The organism is Noviherbaspirillum sp. L7-7A (assembly GCF_019052805.1).
Taxonomy (GTDB): Bacteria; Pseudomonadota; Gammaproteobacteria; order Burkholderiales; family Burkholderiaceae_D; genus Noviherbaspirillum_A.
This window is the reverse complement of record NZ_JAHQRJ010000001.1, coordinates 1,707,975-1,730,815: the sequence shown is the minus strand read 5'-3', so window position 1 is coordinate 1,730,815 and position 22,841 is coordinate 1,707,975. Positions and strand designations below refer to the sequence as shown.

Annotated in this window: 24 protein-coding genes; 15 read left to right on the top strand and 9 right to left on the bottom strand. The window is 64.1% G+C overall.

Annotation, left to right across the window (positions count from 1 at the left end; genetic code table 11):
• The first annotated feature begins 75 nt into the window (after window positions 1-75).
• From KTQ42_RS07860 to KTQ42_RS07850, 3 genes are all read left to right on the top strand, one after another.
• The gene (locus KTQ42_RS07860; protein ID WP_217345006.1) at window positions 76-504 is read left to right on the top strand and encodes a ProQ/FinO family protein; all 429 of its coding nucleotides are present in this window, start codon (window positions 76-78) and stop codon (window positions 502-504) included.
• 508 nt (window positions 505-1,012) lie between these two features.
• Entirely contained in the window at window positions 1,013-3,094 is a 2,082-nt protein-coding gene (locus KTQ42_RS07855; RefSeq protein ID WP_217345005.1) for a TonB-dependent siderophore receptor, read from the top strand.
• Window positions 3,094-4,203: a PepSY-associated TM helix domain-containing protein gene (locus KTQ42_RS07850; RefSeq protein ID WP_217345004.1), complete on the top strand. Its 1,110-nt coding sequence runs from the start codon at window positions 3,094-3,096 to the stop codon at window positions 4,201-4,203. The genes KTQ42_RS07855 and KTQ42_RS07850 overlap by 1 nt, the downstream gene beginning before the upstream one ends.
• 114 nt (window positions 4,204-4,317) lie before the next feature.
• Here KTQ42_RS07850 and KTQ42_RS07845 read toward each other — a convergent pair whose 3' ends face one another.
• Together KTQ42_RS07845 and KTQ42_RS07840 are read right to left on the bottom strand one after the other, a co-directional pair.
• On the bottom strand, window positions 4,318-7,377 hold the full coding sequence (locus tag KTQ42_RS07845) for a PAS domain S-box protein (RefSeq protein WP_217345003.1): 3,060 nt from the start codon (window positions 7,375-7,377) through the stop codon (window positions 4,318-4,320).
• A 337-nt stretch (window positions 7,378-7,714) separates the two neighbouring features.
• Entirely contained in the window at window positions 7,715-8,401 is a 687-nt protein-coding gene (locus tag KTQ42_RS07840; RefSeq protein WP_217345002.1) for a flagellar brake protein, read from the bottom strand.
• A 564-nt stretch (window positions 8,402-8,965) separates the two neighbouring features.
• Here KTQ42_RS07840 and dusA point away from each other — a divergent pair.
• Window positions 8,966-9,976: a tRNA dihydrouridine(20/20a) synthase DusA gene (gene dusA, locus KTQ42_RS07835; protein ID WP_217345001.1), complete on the top strand. Its 1,011-nt coding sequence runs from the start codon at window positions 8,966-8,968 to the stop codon at window positions 9,974-9,976.
• Window positions 9,977-10,316: 340 nt separating this feature from the next.
• Here dusA and KTQ42_RS07830 read toward each other — a convergent pair whose 3' ends face one another.
• A complete protein-coding gene (locus KTQ42_RS07830; RefSeq protein WP_217345000.1) occupies window positions 10,317-10,880 on the bottom strand; it encodes a hypothetical protein in 564 nt (187 codons plus the stop codon).
• A gap of 76 nt (window positions 10,881-10,956) precedes the next feature.
• Here KTQ42_RS07830 and KTQ42_RS07825 point away from each other — a divergent pair, with 76 nt between their 5' ends.
• Together KTQ42_RS07825 and KTQ42_RS07820 are read left to right on the top strand one after the other, a co-directional pair.
• Entirely contained in the window at window positions 10,957-11,469 is a 513-nt protein-coding gene (locus KTQ42_RS07825; protein ID WP_217344999.1) for a BON domain-containing protein, read from the top strand.
• A gap of 58 nt (window positions 11,470-11,527) precedes the next feature.
• Entirely contained in the window at window positions 11,528-12,028 is a 501-nt protein-coding gene (locus KTQ42_RS07820) for a YetF domain-containing protein (protein WP_217344998.1), read from the top strand.
• 12 nt (window positions 12,029-12,040) lie between these two features.
• On the opposite strand, the gene KTQ42_RS07815 is transcribed toward KTQ42_RS07820, so the two are convergent.
• Entirely contained in the window at window positions 12,041-12,574 is a 534-nt protein-coding gene (locus KTQ42_RS07815; protein WP_217344997.1) for a hemerythrin domain-containing protein, read from the bottom strand.
• A gap of 375 nt (window positions 12,575-12,949) precedes the next feature.
• Here KTQ42_RS07815 and KTQ42_RS07810 point away from each other — a divergent pair, with 375 nt between their 5' ends.
• The 5 genes from KTQ42_RS07810 to KTQ42_RS07790 all read left to right on the top strand — a co-directional run bounded on the left by KTQ42_RS07810 (window position 12,950) and on the right by KTQ42_RS07790 (window position 15,800).
• Window positions 12,950-13,180, top strand: a complete 231-nt coding sequence (locus KTQ42_RS07810; protein WP_217344996.1) for a PRC-barrel domain-containing protein — start codon at window positions 12,950-12,952, stop codon at window positions 13,178-13,180.
• A 69-nt stretch (window positions 13,181-13,249) separates the two neighbouring features.
• Entirely contained in the window at window positions 13,250-14,380 is a 1,131-nt protein-coding gene (locus KTQ42_RS07805) for an Hsp20 family protein (protein ID WP_217344995.1), read from the top strand.
• A gap of 170 nt (window positions 14,381-14,550) precedes the next feature.
• Window positions 14,551-14,865 carry a PQ-loop repeat-containing protein gene (locus tag KTQ42_RS07800; RefSeq protein ID WP_217344994.1) on the top strand — a complete coding sequence of 105 codons (315 nt, stop codon included), beginning with the start codon at window positions 14,551-14,553 and terminating at the stop codon, window positions 14,863-14,865.
• A 102-nt stretch (window positions 14,866-14,967) separates the two neighbouring features.
• Entirely contained in the window at window positions 14,968-15,231 is a 264-nt protein-coding gene (locus tag KTQ42_RS07795; protein WP_217344993.1) for a hypothetical protein, read from the top strand.
• 32 nt (window positions 15,232-15,263) lie between these two features.
• The gene (locus KTQ42_RS07790; protein WP_217344992.1) at window positions 15,264-15,800 is read left to right on the top strand and encodes a carboxypeptidase regulatory-like domain-containing protein; all 537 of its coding nucleotides are present in this window, start codon (window positions 15,264-15,266) and stop codon (window positions 15,798-15,800) included.
• Between the two features lie 123 nt (window positions 15,801-15,923).
• Here KTQ42_RS07790 and KTQ42_RS07785 read toward each other — a convergent pair whose 3' ends face one another.
• From KTQ42_RS07785 to KTQ42_RS07770, 4 genes are all read right to left on the bottom strand, one after another.
• Window positions 15,924-16,064 (bottom strand): entericidin A/B family lipoprotein, encoded by a 141-nt coding sequence (locus tag KTQ42_RS07785; protein ID WP_194713223.1) that lies wholly within the window; start codon window positions 16,062-16,064, stop codon window positions 15,924-15,926.
• Window positions 16,065-16,168: 104 nt separating this feature from the next.
• On the bottom strand, window positions 16,169-16,576 hold the full coding sequence (locus tag KTQ42_RS07780) for a hypothetical protein (protein WP_217344991.1): 408 nt from the start codon (window positions 16,574-16,576) through the stop codon (window positions 16,169-16,171).
• Window positions 16,573-16,941: a phage holin family protein gene (locus KTQ42_RS07775; RefSeq protein ID WP_217344990.1), complete on the bottom strand. Its 369-nt coding sequence runs from the start codon at window positions 16,939-16,941 to the stop codon at window positions 16,573-16,575. Before KTQ42_RS07775 ends, KTQ42_RS07780 begins: the two co-directional genes overlap by 4 nt.
• A 64-nt stretch (window positions 16,942-17,005) precedes the next feature.
• Window positions 17,006-17,365: a DUF883 family protein gene (locus tag KTQ42_RS07770; protein ID WP_217344989.1), complete on the bottom strand. Its 360-nt coding sequence runs from the start codon at window positions 17,363-17,365 to the stop codon at window positions 17,006-17,008.
• A gap of 382 nt (window positions 17,366-17,747) precedes the next feature.
• Here KTQ42_RS07770 and KTQ42_RS07765 point away from each other — a divergent pair, with 382 nt between their 5' ends.
• Both KTQ42_RS07765 and KTQ42_RS07760 read left to right on the top strand, forming a co-directional pair.
• Entirely contained in the window at window positions 17,748-18,380 is a 633-nt protein-coding gene (locus tag KTQ42_RS07765; protein WP_249222889.1) for a c-type cytochrome, read from the top strand.
• Entirely contained in the window at window positions 18,377-19,654 is a 1,278-nt protein-coding gene (locus KTQ42_RS07760; RefSeq protein WP_217344987.1) for a cytochrome c, read from the top strand. The genes KTQ42_RS07765 and KTQ42_RS07760 overlap by 4 nt, the downstream gene beginning before the upstream one ends.
• Before the next feature lie 53 nt (window positions 19,655-19,707).
• Here KTQ42_RS07760 and KTQ42_RS07755 read toward each other — a convergent pair whose 3' ends face one another.
• Window positions 19,708-20,277 (bottom strand): ankyrin repeat domain-containing protein, encoded by a 570-nt coding sequence (locus KTQ42_RS07755; RefSeq protein ID WP_217344986.1) that lies wholly within the window; start codon window positions 20,275-20,277, stop codon window positions 19,708-19,710.
• Window positions 20,278-20,582: 305 nt separating this feature from the next.
• Between KTQ42_RS07755 and KTQ42_RS07750 the strand changes: the two genes are divergently transcribed.
• The gene (locus KTQ42_RS07750) at window positions 20,583-21,392 is read left to right on the top strand and encodes a GntR family transcriptional regulator (protein WP_217344985.1); all 810 of its coding nucleotides are present in this window, start codon (window positions 20,583-20,585) and stop codon (window positions 21,390-21,392) included.
• 20 nt (window positions 21,393-21,412) lie between these two features.
• A complete protein-coding gene (locus tag KTQ42_RS07745; protein WP_249222678.1) occupies window positions 21,413-22,753 on the top strand; it encodes an ABC transporter substrate-binding protein in 1,341 nt (446 codons plus the stop codon).
• Window positions 22,754-22,841 lie beyond the last annotated feature (88 nt).

Here is a 22,841-nt window from a genome sequence, read left to right as displayed (position 1 = left end):
GGCCCGGCGCCAGCCGGCCGACGGCGGCCGGCGTGCTATGCTCCCGCCATTTCAAAACAACCCCGCAAGCTGTCCATGACTACACCGACTCCCGTTCCCAGCCCGGCGCAGGCCGCACGCGTCCTGCTGAAACAGCTGCAGGCTGATTTCGAGGTGTTCCGCCAAGCCAAGCCGCTGGCCATCGGCATCGACAAGCAGCTCATCGCCAAGCTGCCCGATGTCAACCGCAAGGTACTGCGCATTGCCCTGGGCATGCACACCAATTCACTGCGTTACCTGAAGGCCATGGAAAAGGCCACCGAGCGCTTCAACCTGGAAGGGCAGGTCGATGGCGAAGTCACCGAAACCCATCGCAGCCATGCCGCGCAGACGGTGCGCGAGCGGCTGAAGAAGGAAGCCGACCAGCGCCGCGCCGAGCGCGCTGCCCAGCAAGCCGAAGAGGCGCGCCGCCAGAGCGAGGAAAAGCTGCACCAGCTGGCGGCGAAGTTCTCCCGCGGCCGCTGATCATCAGGAGCATGCTGCGCCGGCAGGCCAGACTTTAAAGGGCAGTGCCGGAGGAAGATTGCATTGTGCCGGCGCAGCCGGCGCGACCAGTCGAAAGCAAGAGAACCGCAACCGTCGTCCCGTAGGGTGCAATACCCCGCAGGGGCATTGCACGATTGGTCAATCCAGGAAGACCGTCGACCAGGCCGTGCAATTTCCAACGGCAGACGAGCGCCATGCGAAACCAGTCCAACGCCAGCTCACAATCGATTGCCTTTCCACCTGTCGATTTGTAAATGAGAATGATTCCCATTAAAATGGCGGTCGTGTTTCAAAAAGATAAGAGACCCCGTGACCGGCGCGGCTAGCGCCCGGCCACGTTCATCGCCATTTCCGCCAGCCAGACCGGCCTTCCTGCCGGCAGTCAGCCAGAAATCCCTCTGTTCCGTCCCGACCCGGCCGCGGCGTTGCCGCACGCCGCGCATGCCTTGCGGCCGGGGAGGGCATTCACCAGACCAAGGAAAATTCCATGCCATTGCGCCGTACTGCGCTTGCCTTCTCGCTGGCCGCCATCCATTTCCCTTCCGTCCATGCCCAGACCGCCCCCGCCGAACTGGCGCCGGTCGACGTAACCGGCGAGCGTGCCGGCAGCTACAAGTCAAGCAGCGTGCAGGTCGGTACCTTTCGCGACCTCGCGCCGCTGGACGTGCCGCAGACCAGCAATGTGGTAACCCGCGAGGTGCTGGATGCCCAGGCCGCCTCGGGCCTGTTCGATGCGCTGCGCAATACCGCCGGCGTAACCCGCTCGCAACTGACCGGCTCGACCTACGACAACATCGCCATCCGCGGCATTCTGGTGGAAAACCGCGGCAATTACCGGCTCAACGGCTCGCTGCCCATCATCAACCTGATCGACGTGCCGCTGGAGAACAAGGAGCGGGCCGAGGTGCTGAAGGGCGCATCGTCGCTGTATTACGGCTTCGTGCCGCCGTCGGGCATCGTCAACCTGGTTACCAGGCGGGCCGGCAGGCAGGACGTGTCCAACTTCGCCGTGACCGCCAACCAGTACGGCGGCGCAAGCGTGCATGCCGACATCGGCCGGCGCTTCGGCGACGCCCAGCAGTTCGGCGCCCGCGTCAACCTGGTCGAGGGCAGGGAAGAGACCGGCATCGCCAACTATGGCGGCAGCCGTCGGCTGGCCAGCGCCGCGCTCGACTTCCGCGCCAGCCGCGACCTGGGCTTCAGGCTGGACCTGGAGCACTACCGCAAGGAAGTGTCGGAGCAGGCGGCGATCCGCCTGCCTGCCGCCAGCAGTGGCCGCATCGTCCTGCCTGCCGTGCCGGACAACCGCCAGAACCTGGCTTCCGAATGGCAGAAATACGATGCCCAGGCGACCAACCTGCTGTTTCGCACCGATTATTCGATCAACGACAATTGGTCGCTGCTGCTGGAAGCCGGCAAGGCGCGCACCGAGCGCGACCGCCATTTTTCCGAATTCCGCAACGACAGCCTGGCCAGCGGCAACGGCACCCTGCTCAATTACTTCGCCCGCGGCCAGGCCTATGAGAATGAGAATTATCGCGCCGAGATCACCGGACGGCTTGCCACCGGGCCGCTTGCCCATGAAGTCAGCCTCGGCTACAACCTGAACCGCCGTAGTTCCGAGTCGGGCACGTCAGCCACCCCGATCGGCGTGGCGCAAAACCTGTACGACCCGGTATCGATTGCGCGCCTGTCGCCGGCCTATACCGTGCCCTCAACCGGCTCGGAGATCCGCGACGCCGGCTGGTATTTGTCTGACCGCATCCAGATCAGCGAACGCTGGCAGGCCATGGCGGGCCTGCGCAGCAGCAGCTACCGCAGCACATCGACCAGCGCCCGCTATCAGGCCGACGACCTGACGCCGTCGCTGTCGCTGATGTTCAAGCCCAACCCCAGGACCTCGGTCTATGCCAGTTACATCGAGGGCCTGGAAGAAAGCGGCCAGGCGCCGCTGAACCGGGCCAATGCCGGCGAATGGCTGGCGCCGGCGGTGGCGAAGCAAAAGGAAATCGGCGCCAAGGCGGAAGTGGCGCAGGGCGTGCTGCTGCAGGCCGCCTGGTTCGACATCCGTCGCCCGTCGACCGCAGTGGATGCGGCCAACCGCTTCGTGCTCAACGGCCTGGCCGAATACAAGGGCGTCGAACTGGCCGCATCCGGCGAGATTGGCCGCGACCTGTCGGTGATCGCGTCGGCGCTGCTGCTCGACGCCAGCCAGCGCAATGAGCAGAACCCGGCCACCTATGGCAAGACCCCGGAAAACACGCCGCGCCGCACTGCCAGCCTGTTTGCCGAATACCGTCTGCGGCAGGTACCCGGCCTGGCCGTCAGCGGCGGCCTGTTTTATGTCGGCAGCCGCCCGGTGAACAATGAAAACCAGGCCAGCATCGGCGGCTATGCCACGCTGTCGCTGGGCGCGCGCTACAGCACGCGCATCGCCGGCAAGCCGACCACGTTCCAGGCCGTGCTCGATAACGCCACCGACAGGAACTACTGGAGCACCGCCGGCAATGGCTATATCGGCGTCGGCGCGCCGCGCACCCTCAAGCTCCTGGCCAGGGTGTCGTTCTGATGCGCGCCACGGCTGTCTGGCTGCACCGCTACCTGGGCCTGGCGCTGGGCGCACTGTTGCTGGTGAGCGGCCTGAGCGGGGCCTGGATCGTCTTCGGCAAGCAGGTCGATGCATCGCTCAACGACGGCCTGTTGCGGGTGCAGCCGCAAGCCGCGCGGGCGCCGCTGGAGCAGGTGCTGGCCGCGGCGCGGCAGGGCGCGCCGGGGCTGGATGTAAAGACGGTCTTCATTCCGGAGCAGCCCGACCTGGCGCTGGAAATCTGGTTCCGCGGCACCGACCTGCGCGCCTATGTCAACCCCTACAGCGGCGCGCTGAAGGGCACCCGCCGCGCCGGGGACAGCCTGAACGGCTTCCTGCTGGACCTGCACATGCATCTGCTGTCGGGCAAGACCGGCGAACAGGTGATGGGCTGGGTCGGACTGGGCGCCCTGGCGCTCTGCCTGGCTGGCCTGTGGCTGTGGTGGCCGCGACGCGGCGACTACAGAAAAGCGCTGGGCGTGAAGTGGGGCGCGTCGCCTTACCGTGTCTGGCGCGACCTGCACAAGCTCACAGGCGTGGTGCTGTGCCTGTTCATGGTGATGGGCGCCGGCACCGGCGCGGCGCTGGCGCTGCATGATGTGCTGACCGAGCCGCTGCTCAAGGCCCTGACCGGCGAGGGCACGCGCCGCAAGCCACCGCTTTCCCGTCCGCCGGCACCGGCAGCGATGGCGGCCAGCCTGTCGGCCATGCTGCAGGAGGCCAGCCGCCTGTATCCGGACGGCCGCGTTACCCGCGTGGGGCTGCCGTCCAGGCCCGATGAGGCGGTGATGGTGCGCATGCGGCTGCCCGGCGAGATACACCAGTACGGCCGCACATTCATCTGGTTCGACCGCTACGATGGCGCGCTGCTGCGCCACGACAATGCGCTCAAGGCCGATCTCGCCACGCGGGTGCAGAACTGGTTCTATCCGCTGCATACCGGCAGCTATGGCGGACTGGCCACCCGCTGGCTGCAACTCTTCGCCGGGCTGGCGATGGCGCTGCTGTCGCTGTCTGGCGCCTGGCTGTTCTACCGGGGCTGGCGGGCGCGCGCGGCGGCGCGGCCTGGTGCGATCCGCGCCGTGTCGTAGTGCGCAGGCCCGGCCTTGCCTGCTCCTGGAAGGCAAGGCCCTCCCGTGCCGCAATATCGGCTGGAAGCGCACCGGGAAAGGAGTCGCTCTTCAGGCCCCGCACAGGCCGACGGCTCACTTCTCCGCAACGATCACATGGTAGTGGCCGCGGCCGGCGCGCTTGACCTCGTAGAGCGCTTCATCGGCTTTACGCGACAGCGCCTGCATGCCGATGCCAGCCGCGCTGGTAAAGGCGACGCCGATGCTGGTGGATACGTCCTGGTCCCGTCCTTCGACGTTGAAGGGATGGGCAATGGCCTCCAGGATCTTCTGCGCCACGCCGGCTGCTTCCTTTTCGTTGCCGACGCCATCAAGGATGACGGTGAACTCGTCGCCGCCCAGGCGGGCAACGGTATCGGTCGAGCGTATCGCCAGACGCAGCCGCTGGCCGAATTCCTTCAGCACGATATCGCCGGCGGCATGGCCGAAGGTGTCGTTGATCTGCTTGAAATGGTCTACATCGAGATACAGCAGCGCAAGACTTGCACCGGTGCGGCTCATGCGGCCGAGCGCATCGCCGAGACGTTCCTCGAAGGCGCGGCGGTTCAGCAGGCCGGTCAGGGAATCCACCCGGGCCTGCACCTGCAATTGCCGCTCCTGCTGCCTGAGCGTGGTGATGTCGGTGGACAGGATGTAGATGCCCGACACCCTGCCGTCATCTACCTGGGGGATGTAGACGGACTGCAGCGAGCGTGTGGCGCCGTTGACTTCCATGTCGATCTCGAACCGTACCTCCTTCCCCTCCAGGCATTCCAGGAAGTGGCTCTTGCGTTCCTCGAAGGCATCGGTGCCGATGACCTGCACCACCGGCTTGCCTATCATGTCGGCCGGCGACATGCCGAGCCAGTCATGGTAGGTGGCATTGGCAAAGCGGTACACCAGATCGCTGTCGACATAGGCGATATAGACCGGCAGGTTGTCGGTAATGGTCCGCAGCCTGGCCTCGCTTTTCGCCTGCGACAGTTCGCTGTTCTTGCGCGCTGTGATGTCCATGCCGATCGCATAGAAGCCGTCGGCGCGTCCCGCTGCGTCGTGCCTGGGCAGATAGGTGGCATGGTAATGCGCTTTCTTGCCCCATAGCTGCATTTCCAGCTCGAAGCTGACCCGTTCGCCCGCCAATACCCGTTCCAGGTAAGGCCGGACCATCTCGAACTCCTCGGGCCGCTTCTCGTGCGCCTGCCTCACATGCCTGCCAGTCAGATGGCCGCTGGTGCTGCCGTAGTAGCGTGCCCCGCGCTCGTTGATATACAGGAATCTGCCGTCGCGGTCGACCTGCGCGATCATCACCGGCAGGTTTTCGGTAATGGCCCGCAGGCGCAGCTCGCTCTCGGCGCTGCAGCGTTCAGACTGCTTGATGGCGCTGATGTCCTTCATGGCCACCACCGCGCCCAGCTTCTTGCCTTTCGAATCGATCATTGCCTTCCCGCTGGCCAGCAACACCCGCGCGGCATGGTTGTCTGACGCGATTACCATTTCCTGGTCGTGGACGGTTTCGCCATTGAATGCGCGCACCAGCGGGATGTCGCCGGTCCGCAGGCGTGTCCTGCCGTCGGGCTGGTACAGCCTGTACTCCCGCGCCCATTTGTCCGGCGTCAGGTCTTGAGGACCCAGGCCATGGAACGCCCGCGCAGCCCGGTTGAACAGGGTCAGCCTCCCATCCGCATCGCATGCCACGACGCCCACGTCGATCGTGTCGAGCACCGCGTCGAGCAGGCGCTCCTTTTCCTCTATTCTCCTGGCTGCCTGCCTGCGCTCGGTAATGTCACGCAGAAAGGCGCCGAACAGCACGGCGCCGTCGATCCGGTACGCTGTCAGCATCATCTCGACCGGCACCTCGCTGCCGGACTTGGTTCTGGCCCGCATTTCCAGCTGCCGGTTCAGGTAGGGGCTGTCGCCGGTGGTGAGGATCTCGCTCATCCCTTTCTCGAACTCGGCTTGCAGCTTAAGGGGAACCAGGGTATTGGTCAGCCGCTTGCCGATGGCCTCGTCGCGGCGCCAGCCAAACAGGCGTTCAGCGGTACTGTTCCAATCAGTGATGCTGCCGTTGGCATCCGTGGCGATGAACGCGTCGTTCGCGCTTTCGATGATGGTCCGGAAATGCTCTTCGCTGGCCTTGAGACGGACCTGCGCGCGCACCCGTTGCTCGACTTCGACCTGCAGCGACCGGTTGCTTTCCTCGAGGGCCTGGGTGCGTTCCGCGATGCGCTCCTCCAGATCGGCGTTGAGCCGCTGCAGGGCGAATTCGGCAAGCTTTTTTTCCTGGATATTCTCGATGACGGACACGAAATAGCGTGGCGTTCCATCGTCGTGGCGCAGCAGGGAAGTCGTCAGGTTGATCCAGATGACTGCCCCGTGGCTGGTGACGTAACGCTTTTCCAGCGAAAACGTTCTCTGCTGGCCGCTCAACAGCCCTTCGGTCCGGGCGAGGTCTTTTTCCAGGTCCGGCGGAAAGGTAATGTGCTGGAAAGTGGTTGCCATCAGCTCGTCCGCCGAGTAGCCCAGCAGCTCGCACAGCGCCTGGTTCACGCGCAGGAAGGTGCCATCCAGTGCAACGTGGGCAATGCCGACTGCTGCCTGCTCGAAGGTGGCGCGAAATGCATCATGGGCCTGCCTGAGCGCCTGCTTGTTCCTGATCGCGGCATGGGCCAGCGCGGTCTGTGCGATCTCCGCCTCAACAAGATGGGCAAGATCCTTCAGGCAGGCCAGATCCCCGACCGTGATTTCACGAGGCCTTGTATCGATGATGCACAGCGTGCCGATCGCATGCCCGTCTGGCGACTTGATCGCCTGGCCGGCATAGAAGCGGATGCCCGGCTCGCCGGTCACCAGCGGGTTCCTCGAAAAGCGGGAATCGTCGCAGGCATCCGGCACGACCAGCGCAGCCTCCTGCCGAATGGCGTGGTCGCAAAATGCGATCGTGCGGGGCGTTTCCGTCTCCGACAGGCCACAGCGGGACTTGAACCACTGCCGGTCCCGGTCCACCAGGCTCACCAGGGCAATGGGCACACCGAACATCCGCTGCGCCAGACGGGTGATGCGGTCAAACCGCTCTTCTGGCGGAGTGTCCAGAATGCCGATGGCATGCAGGCTTGCCAGGCGGAGGTCTTCGTCCTGCGCCTGAGTAAATGAGTTCATTTTGAAATAGGGAAAAATTATTGCCTTGAAGTATTATTTACTTGTGCCTGGCCGTCCACTCATGAATGAAACTTACTGTCGCAATCAGGCCTCAGAATGACTTAAATACAAGGACCCAACTGCTGTTGCATGACGCGCGAAGCGCAGCGAATGCTTCAGCGGCCACGAGGACATGGAGTGATGATCTGCAGCGGCGATGGCAGTAGTCGCGGCGCCTTGTCAAAGGCGCAGCACGAATAATGGGCATGAAAATTCGCTGTCGCCTTTAAGGCTAGCCTCGCGCTCCCATTGCGGCAAGCGCGTTGAGAGCGCGAGATGCATCTGCTTCACTTCGGCTTCAGATGATATTGCGGCGGTCGCTCATGATGATTTCATAGGTGAAGTTCTGGAGCATCAGTTCGTCCGTCTGAGACAAGCCCTTGAACTCCAGGCCATAGGTGTGGACGATCGGGCCGTTTTCGTCCGCTGACCTGGCCTGCGCGCTGCGCACGATAACTCTTGTCTCGATCGGAATCTCGGTCTCGCTGAACCGGTTATTAATCGTGAAGCTGAGCTGCACCTCATCGCCTTCCGCACCGATCTCCGCTGCCGACTCGACCAGAGCGCCGACCATGCTCACGTCAGCCAGTCGCGCCTGCAGTTCCACCGGTGGGTCGTTGGCACAAACCACCTTGCAGGGGACATCGACCTTCACCCGCATTGCCGAGCGCAGCCGCGAGCCCTGGATAAGGTCGGGAAAGGAGACATGCAGGTAGTACACCGGATGCAGGAATACCCGCATGACCGTCACATTGAACACGCCCACGCTCAGCCCCGAAAATACCCGGACCATGAGCCTGTCGCCTTCGCGCATGGACACCATGTTCTTGCCAAGCTGTGGAATCTTCACGATCAGGTATTCATCGCGAACAAAGCCGATCAGCGTCGAGAAATAGGCGATAGGCTTGACGTCCCTGACGATCAAGATCTGCAACCGCGTTCCGGCATGTAAATGCAATGAGTCAAACGTGAGGATTTCATCCATGGTTAATGCTTACCTTTTTGCAATTTCTTTCTATCCAGTTACCAATGGGAAACATTAAATAGTGACCTAAAAGCAACATAGGTTACACAACTTGTAGAAAAATTGCCAATGTAAAACTCGTTGGCGAGGCAGCTTTTGCGTGATGGCATGCGCCCTGGTCAGACATGCTTATCCTGCCGACGCTACTTCTTTCCTGAAACCGGGCAGTAGTCAATCTTCCGCATCACGAGTGGCGCTATTTTCCTGCTCCTGCCGGACGGCTTGACTGACCGGCGTGTCTGGCGGCTCAGCCTGCAAATTGGCCAGTCGTTATAAAATAAGGCCTTTTGCTCTCGCGGCAGCTTGCGCAATGTGTCCACGGCCCCGCCTGCAACCGCGCGCCAGGTATCTGTGCAGGACCCGGATTCATGATCGAGCCTTGTTACCTTGCAGGCGAGAGACAAGGACCCAAGCAGGCTCGTTCGCCGCCGGACGGCATCGACATTTTTCCGTATGTCTCCCGCAGTCCCGGTAATTACATGTGTTTGCCCAGAGGCTGTGGGCAGACGGGTATCTGATAGTCAAATGAATTCAAACACGTACAAGAAAAGGACAGTTTCAGTCGCGCCGATGATGGACTGGACGGACCGCCACTGCCGCATGTTCCACCGCCAGATCAGCCGCCACACCTGGCTCTACACCGAAATGGTGACCACCGGCGCGCTGCTGCATGGCGACGTGCCGCGCCACCTGGACTTCGATGGCGCCGAGCATCCGGTCGCCCTGCAGCTGGGCGGCAGCGATCCGTCTGACTTGGCGCACAGTGCGCGCCTGGGACAGCAGTGGGGCTATGACGAAATCAACCTCAATTGCGGCTGCCCGTCAGAACGGGTGCAGAAGGGCGCCTTTGGCGCCTGCCTGATGGCCGAGCCGCAACTGGTGGCCGACTGCGTCAAGGCGATGCGGGATGCGGTCGATATCGATGTCACCGTCAAGCATCGCATTGGCCTCGACCAGCACGAGTCCTATGATTTCGTGCGCGACTTCGTGGGCACCATCGCCGAGGCTGGCTGCGCCACCTTCATCGTGCATGCCCGCAATGCGATCCTGAAGGGCCTGAGCCCGAAGGAAAACCGTGAGATCCCGCCGCTGCGCTATGAGTGTGCCTACCGCCTCAAGCGCGATTTCCCTGCGCTGGAAATCATCCTCAACGGCGGCGTGCGCACGCTGGCCGAGATCGACACCCATCTGCAGCATGTCGATGGCGTGATGCTGGGTCGCGAGGCTTACCATAATCCATGGATCATGGCCGAATTCGACGCCCGCTACTACGGGGACACCGCCGCGCCGAGGTCGCGCGCCGACGTGCTGGCGGCCATGCTTCCCTATATCCGCGAGCAACTCGACCTGCATGGTCCGGATGCACCGGGGGGCGGACTTCGGCTCAACAGCATCACCCGCCACATGCTGGGTCTCACCATGGGCCTGCCCGGCGCCCGCCGCTTCAGGCAAATGCTGTCGGACCCGAAGCAACTGGCCAAGGGCGACCCGGCACTACTGCTGGACGCCCTGGCCAGCTTGCCTGCCGCTGCCTGACTTTCTCCTCCCGGCGCTGCCCGCTGGCAGCGCCGCGCCTGCTTATGTGGCGTAGCTGCACGCCCCATCTCCTATCCGTAATGAATGTAACGATTGCCTTTGTTGCATGTAAGTTTTACCCCTGGCTTCGAGCAGTTTCCTTGAATTAAGCCCAACCGACTGTTTCTTATGGCTTTCGCCGGATTTAAACCTTGGCACGGAAACTGCAATAACACAATCCACAAAGCGGGTTTGCAATCTGGCAATGCAGGAAACGCACGCTCCACGCTTGCCGGGCGCGCCCGGCAAGCACGTGAACAAAGCGACTTGCATTGCGAAGGCAATCCAACCCAAACCAGGATCAAGGAGTGAACATGCAATCACTATCCAGACTGTCCCAGGCCATGCTGGCCACAGCCGTGATCAGCGCAGCGCTGGTTGGCTGCGAACGCCGGGCTGCCGACACCACGTCGCCCGGCGCCTCGACCAGCAGCGCCACCACGCCAAGCACCACCGCCTCGCCGTCGACTGGCAGCACCGGCAGCGGCAGCACGGGCGGCACCATGTCCGGCGGCTCGACCGCCGGTTCCACCACCTCCGGCGGCACGGCGGCCGGCACGACTTCCGATGGCAGCACCGCGGGCACGGCCGGCGGCACCGGCGCGACGGGATCATCCGGCTCCACCAGCGGCTCGGCCGGCGGCGGCATGTCGGGCAGCGCCGGCAGCAGCGGCGCAGGCAGCACCGCTTCGGGCAGCACCGGCTCGGCCGGCGCCGGCATGTCCGGCAGCACCACCGGCGACGGCACTTCCGGCAGCACTGGCGCCACCGGCGCCGGGCCTTCGGGCACTACCGGCACTGGTGCCGGCACGTCGGGCACTACCGCCAGCGGCGCGGCGCGCTGAACCGCCAGGTATTGATTCACAAGACGACGCATCGCGGGCTACGCGGCCCGCAGCGTCCTGAACCAGGTTCTAACAACCTTTTTGGGGGGATTTACCATGAAAAACACCACACGCACTTCCGCACTGATGATGGCCCTGCTGCTGTCGACCGCCATGCTCGGCGCCTGCAAGAAGGCCGATGACACGGCCACCACGCCGGCGGCCAGCGGCACCACCGCAACCACAACCACCACCACGACCACGCCGGCCGCGCCTGCCGCAACCACTGGCACCACCACCGCGCCGGCCGCTGACAATGCCGCCGCCGCCGCCAATAATGCCGCCGCCGCCGCCAACAATGCCGCCGCCGCTGCGGGCACCGCCGCCAACAATGCCACCGACAAGGCCGGCGATGCGCTGAGCGATTCCGCCATCACCGGCAAGGTCAAGGCAGCGCTGCTGGCCGACGCCGAGGTGAAGGGTACGGACATCAATGTCGAGACCAACAAGGGCGATGTGATGCTGAGCGGTTTCGTCGAAAGCCAGGCGCAGATCGACAAGGCGGCCACGCTGGCCAAGAACATCGACGGCGTCAAGCAGGTCAGCAACAAGCTCGAAATCAAGAAGTGATGCGCGCGGCGGATGACCTTGCCGTCATCCGCCTGACCGCCGTCCCGGCGGCGCAGGCATGACCGGCATCTTCGACGTCGATTGGGCCGAAGTGTTCGCCTTCGGCGTGTCGCCGCTTGAAGTCGTCGTACGCGGCACGGCAATGTACTGGTTCCTGTTCGTGATCTTCCGCTTTGTCGTGCGACGGGATGTCGGCTCGGTTGGCGTGGCAGACATCCTTATCCTGGTCATCGTCGCCGATGCGGCCCAGAACGGCATGTCCGGCGAATACACCTCGGTTGCCGACGGCATGGTGCTGGTTGGCACCCTGATCTTCTGGAACGCGCTCCTCGACCGCCTCAGCTTTCACTTTCCCGCCTTTGCCCGTTTCACCGAAGCGCCTCCGCTGCTGCTCGTCAAGGACGGCCGCATGTTGCGCGCCAATATGCGGCGCGAGTACATCACCGAGGATGAACTCTGGACGCAGCTGCGCCAGCAGGGCGTGGACGACCTGGCGCAGGTGAAGAAGGCGTTTCTGGAGCCGGATGGCGAGTTCAGCGTGATCCGCAAGGACGGATAGCGCCTGTGAAGGTCAGTGATGGCGGTAATGCGGGCGGCGCACCACGTGATAGCGATAACTGTCGTCCTCGTTATCGGCATCGGGCATGCCGAATTCGCTGCGCAGTTCATGCCGCCGCGTGCGGATGTCGCAGGTCAGTGCATCGAATGACAGGTCAAGGCCGTCGAGTTGCGGGAACAGCCGGGTTTGCTCATCTTCGATATGGTGTCCAATGCAGCTTGCCAGCGTCGTGAACTTGGCGTTATAGAGCCGGTCGCCGGCCTGCATGGTTTCGAGTTCGCCGACCAGCCGGCGGATGATGGCGTGTTCGACTTCCGCCTGTTCGAGCATGAAGGTATCGTCCATCACTTCTGCCAGTGCCGGATACAAATGCTCTTCCTTGACCTGGGCATGGATCACGATCTCGGTGCAGGCCAACTCCACCAGTGTCTGGCGCGCATCGTCGGCAGCGCTCTCGCGCAGCCTTTCAAAGGCGGCAAACAGCACTAGCAGGCGGTCGTGATCCTCGGTCAACATGTCGATGATGTCGGCTGCCTTGCGGCCCATGGCGTTCTCCCCGAAAGCGTCCAGTAATTGCGCGAGCAATCTTCATGCCCATGACTTGTGTAACCGTTTGTCACACGCCGCGCCAGACGCCGGGCCGGGAACGTTCATTGTCCATCTTGCATTCTTTACCGCGACTGCCTGCAAAATTTACTGAGGCTCGCGCACGTTCCCGCAGCCCTTGCCGGCATGGGTGACGCCGCGGCTTGGGCATGCTTGTTGCCTACCTTTGTACATGATCGTACCAACGCATGACAGAGGACATCCATGGAAAGCCGCTTAAAACGATACCCGAACGGTGCACGCGGCACATTGCGAGTGCTGAAAGGAGGCGCCGCGACGCGTCCGGGCCGAGCGCGCGCGCCGCGCCTTTCCAGCATGTTCGCGCGAGATGCCAGCGCAACCGAAATGCTGCAGGGTTGTCCGGTAGTGACTGCCGCCGGCGACTGGGTCGGCGCGGTGCGATCGATCCTGATCGATGTGCGCAGCCGGCAGTTGCGCTATGTGATGCTGCTGTCGCGTCCTGGAAACGCACTGGTGGCCATTCCGTGGCATGCGCTGTACTTCGATTCCTCGCTGTCGCGTCTGGTCTATTTCACCTGCACCTGATGCCGATACACCCGCTGCATGCGCTGTGCCGGGCCGATCGCGGCCAGGTTCGATGAGTGGAGAAAGAGCATGGCTACATTGGAACAAAGCATCGATGTCAATGTGCCGGCGGCCACTGCGTATGCGATCTGGCTGCGGGCGGAAGACTATCCGCGTTTCATGGAAGGCGTGCGGGAAGTGCGGCCCGCCGGCGACAACCGCCTGCACTGGCGGGCAATGCGGCATGATCATGAAGTGGAATGGGACTCCGAAATCACCGAGACCATACCTGACCAGTCGATACGCTGGCGCGACCTCGCTGGCCAGCATCACGGCAGCCTGGCGTTCGAGCCCTTGCAGGCCGGCCAGACCCGCATCCGCATGCGCATGGAATTCGACGCACTGCCGATCGACCGCGAACAGGCGCTGACCCAGAGGGTAGCGGGCGACCTCGACCGCTTCAAGCGCATGGCCGAACAGCAGGGCATGGCAGCGGCCGAGAACAGCGTTGCAGGCGCAAGCGCCAATGCACATGCCAATTCGAATGGCAATGTGGACGTCAATGCCGACGCTACCCAGAGCCCGGTGGGCAAGACAGTCGGCCAGACGGGCGCCGAGCGCGAGGAAGCACAGGCCTCGGCCGCATCGGGCACGCAGCAGGCGCAGTCCGCATCAGGCCAATGCGAGGAAGGCGAACAGGTCGGGGCAGGGCGCAGCGATGGCAACGCCCGCGGCGGCCCCCAGGCATGGCTGCGCAGTCAGTTTGCCGGCTGGGAAGATCCGATGGCGCTGGTGCGCAAGGTGACCGAGGAAGCGGACCAGCTGTTTGCCCGCTTCATCGGCCGTCCGATCGCGGCCAAGAGCGGCGAGGGCGGCGAAGCCGGGAAGTGGATGCCGCCGGTGGAAGTGCTGCAGCGCGACGACCGGCTGCTGATCTGCGTCGACCTGCCCGGCATCAGCCGCGACAGCGTCAACGTGGAAGTCCAGCGCGACCGCGTGGTGGTGGATGGCGAGCGCAAGGAGGCATTCGCATCCGGCAGCGCGCCAGGCTTTCGCCGTTCAGAGCGCAGCTACGGGCCGTTTCACCGCACCGTGCCACTGCCCGAAGGCGTGGACCCGGACTCGGCGCAGGCGAGTATGCGCGACGGCGTGCTGGAAATCTCGTTGCGCATGCCCAGCCCGGCCGAGCGGCGCGGCAAACGGCTGGACATACAGGACTAGAGCTCCGCGCAGCAGGCTGGCAAGTAATCGGGCCGCGGCCAGGCCGGTCTGCCAGCAGCGTGTGTCGTCGTAAAGCCGGCCGGCGCAGAAGCCGGCCGGTTCCTTTTGCACTGCCGGCATTGCGCCGGCCAGTGGTTTGTTGACCATCTTTGAATCAGGAGTGTCGTTGCATGCTTGCAGACCTTACCGGATGGATCAGTGCACTGATCCTGATCCTCACCATTTCGCGCCAGGTGTACAAGCAATGGCGCAGCCGCAGTACCGCCGGCGTCTCGAGCTGGCTGTTCATTGGCCAGCTGGCCGCTTCCACCGGCTTTGTGATCTACAGCTTTCTGGTCGAGAACTGGGTCTTCGTCGCCACCAATATCTTCATGCTGCTCACCGCGGTCGTCGGCCAGCTGATCTATCGGGCCAACCGGCGGCGCGAGGAAAGAAAGCAGAATCTCACGTCGAACACCGCGCAGCGCAAGACGGAACCGGCATAAAGCTTGCATAATTGCCATGTTGATGGCCGCCGCCTGCGACTGCGATGCCTTCGCATGCAGCCCCGGCGGCGTCGCATTTCCAAACGATGCAAAGGTAATGCAATGAATGACCCAGACGAACATGAACACAGTCCGAATACCCTGTTGAAAACCATGGCGGTTGCGGCGCTGCTTGCTGCTGCCGTCAGCGCCTGCAACAAGTCGCTGGACAAGCCGGCGCTGCCGCAGCCGCCCCGGCCGCATACTTCCGAGGCCAGCCCTGGCCCCATCGAAATCAAGCGCGCCATCTTCAGCGTGCAGCCGGGCGAACCGGTCTTTTACCGCGATGGCGAACAGCATGGCCCGCGCTTCGTGATCCAGACCTGAACGCCGTGCCAGTCTTGAACAAGGAGGAAGCGATGTGCCGAGTCACCATCGCCATGCTGCTGGCCGGCTCGCTGATCGGCGCTGCCGCGCAGGCGCAGACGCCCGAGGCGCCGGTGCAGCCGCAGACCGAAAGAGGCGTGAAGTTTCTGTGCGGCGGTGTTGGGCAGGATGAGTCCGAATACATGAAAACCCAGGCCCACAGCCACGGCCTGCTGATGACTTTCGCCACCCGCGACGGCAGCTACCTGGCCAAGGTGCATGTCGATATTGCCGATCGCAAGGGCGCCCACCTGATGGCAGTCGATTGCGATGCGCCGATGCTGCTGGTCGACCTGCCGCCGGCCAATGGCTACCGCATCCTGGCGCAGACCGGGGGCGTCAGCCTGCATCGCACCGCCAGCGTCAAGAGCGGCGGCGGCAACCGGGCAGTGTTTGTCTGGCCCAGCCTGGACGGCCCTTCGGAAAAGCCGACCCGCGCCGAGAAACGCGGCCTGCCGGAACCGGACGGCCCGTCGGACCCGCACGGCGAGCCGCAGTTGCGCAGCCAATCGGAAATGCGTCGTCCGTAAAAGCCGATGTAAAAACGGCGCGGCATGAAAGCGTTCCAGTGGAATGCCTTCATGCCGCGCCGTCATGTCGCGGCATGCCCGGGCGACGCATCGAGACCGTGTCCCGACGCCGCGCCGGGTTGCTTACTTGGCCTGCTGGCGGGAAGCCGCGTCCTGCACCTTTTCGCCGCCGCGCTCGACATCCTTGCCCATGCCTTTCATCGTGTTGCAGCCGGTCAGGCCCATCACCATCAGCACTCCCATTACCGCGATCAGTTTTTTCATGATGTTTTCCCTATAAGTAATTAGCCATGGCGGCTATCTTTCCTGTATTTGCCTTCTTGCCCGTCGCCAGGAAAGCCACGCCGGAGGCAATTCGGAACAGCCGCTCAGCGACGTGAGCGGATCATCTGCGTCAGTGACGCAAGCCCGCGTGTTGCCACCCGCATCTTGGCCGGGTCCTGCAGGGTGGTGGTGATCATGGCAGCGGCGCTGCTGACCAGCGGCGCGGCGCGGCCAAGGCCGCTGACGGCGCGCCGCGGACCGATGATGACCAGCGCCGCCACGCCGCCGGCAATCAGCCACGGATGGCTGAGCAGCCAGCGCATGCTCTGGCTGCGCGGGAACGGGTGATTCACCGGGTCATGCATCAATTCCTTCATGCTGGGGCTGGCCGCATCGCCCACATCCACCGCATGCAGCTGCTCGCGGTAGGAGGCGCGGCTGGCATGGATCCTCGCCAGCAGCGCATCGCGCTGTTCTTCCAGCGGGCCGCCCTCTGGTGCCTTTACATTCATAGCGTTTCCTTGATCAGGTCAATGTCACGCTGCACTTCGGCGCGTACGTGGGCAAATGGCTCGGACGGCGCGACATGCTTCCTGGCCAGGAACAGGCCCGCGCCGGCGCCGGCGCCAAAGGCGAGGAAGACCAGCCAGGCGACCAGGATGCGGTAATCGGTCTCCCAGAAACTCACGATGATGGCTACGCCCAGAAAGACCGTTGCCAGCAGCCCGAAGATGGCGGCAACCGCAAAGCCGATCACCTGCTTGACCAGCACCGCGCCCTGCATCTTCGCCTCGATTTTCAGCAGGCTCAGGTAGTCGCTGACGCGCTCGCTCATCATCAGCGCGAGCTGTTTGGATTTTTTTATCTTCTCGAACACATGAAACCCCAGATCTGGTTGGACGATGGACAGGCGCGGCCCGCCAGGCGGGCCGCGCGCCCTGTCAGCGGCGCGTGATTGCGCCCAACACCAGGCCGATGCCGGCGGCGATCGCCAGGGCCTGCATCGGACGCTCCTTGACGTACTCGCTGGTCATGTCGACGCCGCGGTTGAGCTGTTCCTGCGCCTGGCCGGCCATGTCCTGGGCGGCGACCCGCATGGTGCCGAAGCGTGACAGAAGGCGGTCGCGGGCATCGCGCAGTTCGCGGTCGGTCAGCGTGGAGGCCTTGGCGAGCAGGGCATCGAGGTCTTTCTTCAGGTCGGCGAGGTCGCCGCGCAGATTGCCGCCGGAGGTGGCGCCGCTCAGGTCGTCAGCGTCCATTTCAAGGGCGGATGACAGGTCTCCCGGGTAGTTCGTTTCCATTAACTTCTCCTGTTTCTCTATTTCGAAGGGACAGAACTTCTTGGGCTGATATTGCAAGGGCTGTGCCACACAGCGAAAAACGCCGTAACAACTTGATAACACGGGAAATACGGGGCTGAGCGTACCCGATGGTTGCCTCTCTGTCATGGAGTTTGCACAACTTACATGCATATTTTTCCACTATGCCGTGCGAATTGACGATGCTTGTAATCGCTGTGGAAGGCCAGTGATATGGCGCAAGGCAGCTCGCCATGGCCTGTGCCGAAGGAGGGCGCTCCGCTATCATCGCGGCATGACACCCTACTGCAAATCCGTTCTCGCCCTGGGCCTGGCACTGGCAGCGACGTCTGCCCGGCCGCAGCCTCAGACCGTCCCTGACACCATGGCCCAGCGCACGGCCGCCTGCACGGGCTGCCACGGCGAGCAGGGCCGCGCGGCCAGCGACGGCTACTATCCGCGCATCGCCGGCAAGCCGGCCGGCTACCTCTACAACCAGCTGGTCAATTTCCGCGAGGGCCGGCGCACCTATCCGATGATGGTCTACATGGTGAGCCATCTGTCGGACGACTATCTGCAGGCGATGGCGGACCATTTCGCCAGCCAGCATCCGCCGTATCCGCCGCCGCAGCCGTTGCAGGTCAGTCCGGCGCAACTGGCGCGCGGCCGCCAGCTCGCCCTCGATGGCGACCGCAAGGCCGATGTGCCGGCCTGCGTGGCCTGCCATGGCAAGGCCCTGACCGGCATGGCGCCGGCCATCCCCGGCCTCCTGGGCCTGCCGCGCGATTATCTCAGCGGCCAGTTCGGCGCCTGGAAGAACGGCACCCGCCATGCCGCCCAGCCGGACTGCATGGCGGCCCTGGCCACGCGGCTGTCGGTGGAGGATATCAGCGCGGTATCGGCCTGGCTGTCGCAGCAGCCGGTGCCGGCCGATGCCAGGGCCGTGTCCGACAGCGCCGCTACGCTGCCGCTCGAATGCGGCAGCGTGGCCCAGGCAAGAAAGGCGGGCCGGCCATGAAGCGCATCCTGATCCTGGTGGTGGCGCTGCTGATCGCGGTGCCGGCCGCAGTACTGGCCTGGCAGATGATGCGGCATCCCGACCGTGCCCATGCCGCGCAGCCGGTAGCCGACAAGGCGGCCCAGCTGACGCGGGGCGCCTACCTGGCCCGCGTCGGCGACTGCATGGCCTGCCACACCGCGCGCGGCGGCCAGCCCTATGCCGGCGGGCGCGCCATCGCTACGCCGTTCGGCGCGCTCTACGCACCCAACCTGACGCCGGACGCCACCGGCATCGGCGACTGGAGCGCCGACGATTTCTGGCGCGCCATGCACAACGGCCGCGGCCGCGACGACCGCTTCCTGTACCCGGCCTTTCCCTACACCAGCTACACCCGCGTGAGCCGCGAGGACAGCGACGCCATCTATGCCTGGATGCGAACCCTCGCCCCGGTGCGCCAGGAAAACCGGGAACATGAGCTGCGCTTCCCGTACAACCAGCGCTGGCTGCTGGCTGGCTGGCGGGCGCTGTATTTCCGCCCCGGCGTCTTCGAGCCGCAGTCCGGCCAGCCGGAACAGTGGAACCGCGGCGCCTACCTGGTGCAGGGCCTGGGCCATTGCGTGGCCTGCCACAGCAGCCGCAATGCGCTCGGCGCCACGCCGCTGCGCGGCGACCTGTCGGGCGGCATGATCCCGGTGCTGAACTGGTACGCGCCGGCGCTCACCCCGCAGGGCGCCACCGGCATGGCCGACTGGGACACGGCCGACCTGGCGCGGCTGCTCAAGACCGGCGTGTCGATGAAGAGCGCGGTGTACGGGCCTATGGCGGAAGTGGTGGCACAGAGCCTGCAGCACCTGAGCGATCAGGACGCCGAGTCGATGGCGGTCTACCTGAAATCCTTGCCGCAGCAGGCGGCAGCACCCGCCGCTGCCGCCACGGTCAGCGATACCCAGGCCCAGCGCCTGCTGGAGCAGGGCGCAAAGCTGTATGAAAAGAACTGCGCCGAATGCCATCGCGCCGACGGCAGCGGCAAGCCGCCAGCCTATCCGCGCCTGGCCGGCAACCATTCCATCGTTGCCTCATCGGTCAACCCGATCCGCATGGTGCTCAATGGCGGCTATCCGCCCAGCACCGCTGGCAATCCACGGCCATATGGCATGCCGCCCTATGGGCCATCGATGAATGACGAGGACGTGGCGGCGGTGGTCAGCTATGTGCGTTCGGCCTGGGGGAACCAGGGCGCGCCGGTTGGTCCGGGGGAGGTGAGTCGTTATCGGACGGTGCCGTTGGAGTAGGCCTGCAGCGCTGTGTGCATCGCGGGGGCACCATGCACACAGCGCAGGCGCGTTTATTGATTTGATGCTTCTAGCGGCATCAACGTGGGCCGGGTCGCTCTCAGCCTTCCGCCTTGCTCGTCGTATAAAGCCCGGTCCGCTCGATGAATACGTTCCAGCTGTTCAGGGGTGTATTGCCGTGTGTTGTCCAAACTAAACAGAGTGTAAGCGTTGTTCCGTCTTAATATGTCAATCGCTTTTGACTCGCCGGCGATTTCCGCCACTCCCAGCGCGGTCAGGCAGTCATTGTTGACCTGATCCACGTTTGCCCGCGCATCCAGCAGGTGTTGCGCCACGTCAGCCCTTCCATACTGGGCTGCATGCATTAGGGCAGTGTCGCCGCTCTCGGGATCGGTGCTGTCCGCGCTTGCCAGCCCGGCGTCAAGCACGCCTCTGACGATGTCGATATTGCCCATGTCTGACGCAGCGAAAAGGACATCGCGCCAGAGCGCCCGGTCCACATTAACCGGGCGCACCCCCGGGCCGGGCGGCATCTGCCCGGATTGGCGCGTTTGGTGGTTGTTGACTTCGCTGGCTGTCTGCACGTGTCGTGGAGACAAGGATGAAGGGGTGGTTGCGTCCATGTGCGGTTCCTTCGTGTCGGGTGAAGTATTAAAAGGGGGTACCTTGTTGTGCAGGCAGGTTTGGGGCACGCCAGGTCAGGTCAGTTCCGGCCGAAGCGTGCATTGGTGCCCGGCGATTCAAACGGGTTCCTCCAGGCCGGTCACCAGAACCATGCGGCTGTCGGATTTACTTTTGCACCGCACAATCAAATCTTCTTGACCAAAAGTCATCTTCAGTACGAATATCCGACAAACGGACATTAATTCGATCAGCGACACGGACTGCAGCAGCTTTCCCTTTATCCAGAGGACAGGAAAGAATGGGCTTGACCGATCCAGTGAGCAAGGAGACGCCCGCCGGCGACCAGGTGTTTCGCCGGATGCGGATTGCACCCGCCTACAAGGCGGTGTCCGCGGAGATCGAGCGCATCATTCTTTCCGGCGCGCTGGAGCCAGGCGCGCCGCTGCCGACCGAGCAGGAACTGGCGCAGCAGTTTGGCGTCAACCGCTCCACGCTGCGCGAGGCGATACGGCAGGTGGAGCAGGAAGGGCTGGTCGAGCGGCGCGAGGGGCGCCGGCTGTTCGTTGCGCTGCCGGGGCTGACGGACTTTGCGCCGCGCGCCATGCGCGCGCTGGTGCTGCAGCAGGCGACATTTCATGAATTGTGGCAGGTAGCCGTGGTGCTGGAGCCGCTGGCGGCGCAGCTCGCGGCACATGCGGCGCGCGAGGACGACCTGCAGGCGCTGGCCGCCAACCTGGCGCGGATGGAGACGCTGGCCCAGCAGGCGCCCGAAGGCGACGCCCAGGCCCAGGCCCAGGCCCAGCGGGAGTCTGCCCTGATTGATCTTGATGTGCAGTTCCATGCGCTGGTGGCGCGTGCCGGGCGCAACCGCGCGCTGATGCTGGCGCGCGAGCCGGTCAGCCTGCTCTACAACGCCACGCTGGCCCGGATGCAGGGCCAGCTGCCGCAGATGCATGCGCGTAACCTGGCGGCGCACCGCCATATTCTTGACGCCCTGCGGCAGCACGATGCCGAGCGGGCTGAACACTGGATGCGTAAGCATATTGTCGATTTCCAGCGCGGCTTCATGCTGGCACAACTGGACATGCATGTGCCGGTGTCGATGGCCGAATAAAACCCGAGACGGAGGAGACCATGAAAAAAAGCAGAAGCAGGCAGCAGGCAGGCGCAACGATACAGGCGCGACGTGGATGGCGCATGAGCGCGGCAGTGGCGGTCGCCACCGCCCTGGCGGCGATGGCGCCGGCGCAGGCGCAGGAAGTGTTCCGCATCGGCGTGGTCAGCTTTCTCTCGGGCCAGGCGGCGGAAAGCTTCGGCGTGCCGGCCGTTAATGGCGGCAAGGTGCTGATCGACGCCTTCAACAAGGGCGAGGCGCCGGCGCCCTATAACAGGGTCGGCTTCGGCGGCATGAAGATCGAGGCGGTGTATGTCGACGAGAACGGCGGCGCCACCAAGCAGGTGCAGGAACTGCGCAACCTGTATGACCGTGAAAAGGTCGATGCCGTGGTGGGCTATGTCGGTTCCGGCGACTGCCTGGCGGTGGCGCCGGTGGCCGAGGAAATGAAGCGCTTCCTGATCCTCTACGACTGCGGCACGCCACGCATCTTCGAGGAAAACAAGTACAACTATGTGTTCCGCACGGCGTCCCACGGCACCATGGACAACGTGGCGCTGGCGCGCTACCTGAAGAGCCGCAACGTGAAGGTCGGCACCATGAACCTGTTCAACCAGGACTATGCCTGGGGCCAGGATTCCCGCAAGGACTTCGTGCTGGCGATGGAAAGGCTCTATCCCGATGCCAAGGTGCAGTCCGACCTGCTGCCCAAATTCGGCTCCGGCCAGTACGGCACCGAGATCTCGCAGTTGATGAGCAAGCCGGCCGACCTGCTGCATTCCAGCTTCTGGGGCGGCGACCTGCAGAGCTTCATCCTGCAGTCCGGACCGCGCGGCCTGTTCAAGAAGTCGCAGGGCGTGCTGTCGGCGGCCGACCATGTGCTGCAGGGCCTGGGCGACAAGATGCCCGATGGCGTGATCCTTGGCGCGCGCGGCGCCTATGGCCTGATGGCGCCGAAGTCGGACTTGAACGACTGGTGGTGGAGCGTCTACCAGAAGGCCTACAACGTCTATCCGGTGCAGGCGCCGTACCGCATGGCGCAGGCGCTGATGGGCCTGAAGCTGGCGGCCGAGAAGGCGATGGCGGCCAACGGCGGCAAGAAGCCCACGCCGGAACAGCTGGCCGAGGCGCTCAAGGGCTCGGAGTGGCAAGCGCCGGGCGGACGCATCCGCATGGCGCTGGGCGACGGCCATCAGGCGATCCAGGAAACCGCGATCGGCCGCACCAAGTATGACGCAGCCAGGAAGATGGTCACGCTGCAGGACATCCAGCGCTTCCCGGCCGAATGCGTCAATCCGCCGGCCAACATGAAGTCGGAAGACTGGATCAAGGCCAACTTCCCCGGCGCCAAGTGCGACTAGGGCGATCCGCCTGACCGCGGCCGCCGGCGCCTGCAGTTTTACCTGCACGAGGCCGGCGGCCATGCTCCATTCCGCCAAGGAGGACAAG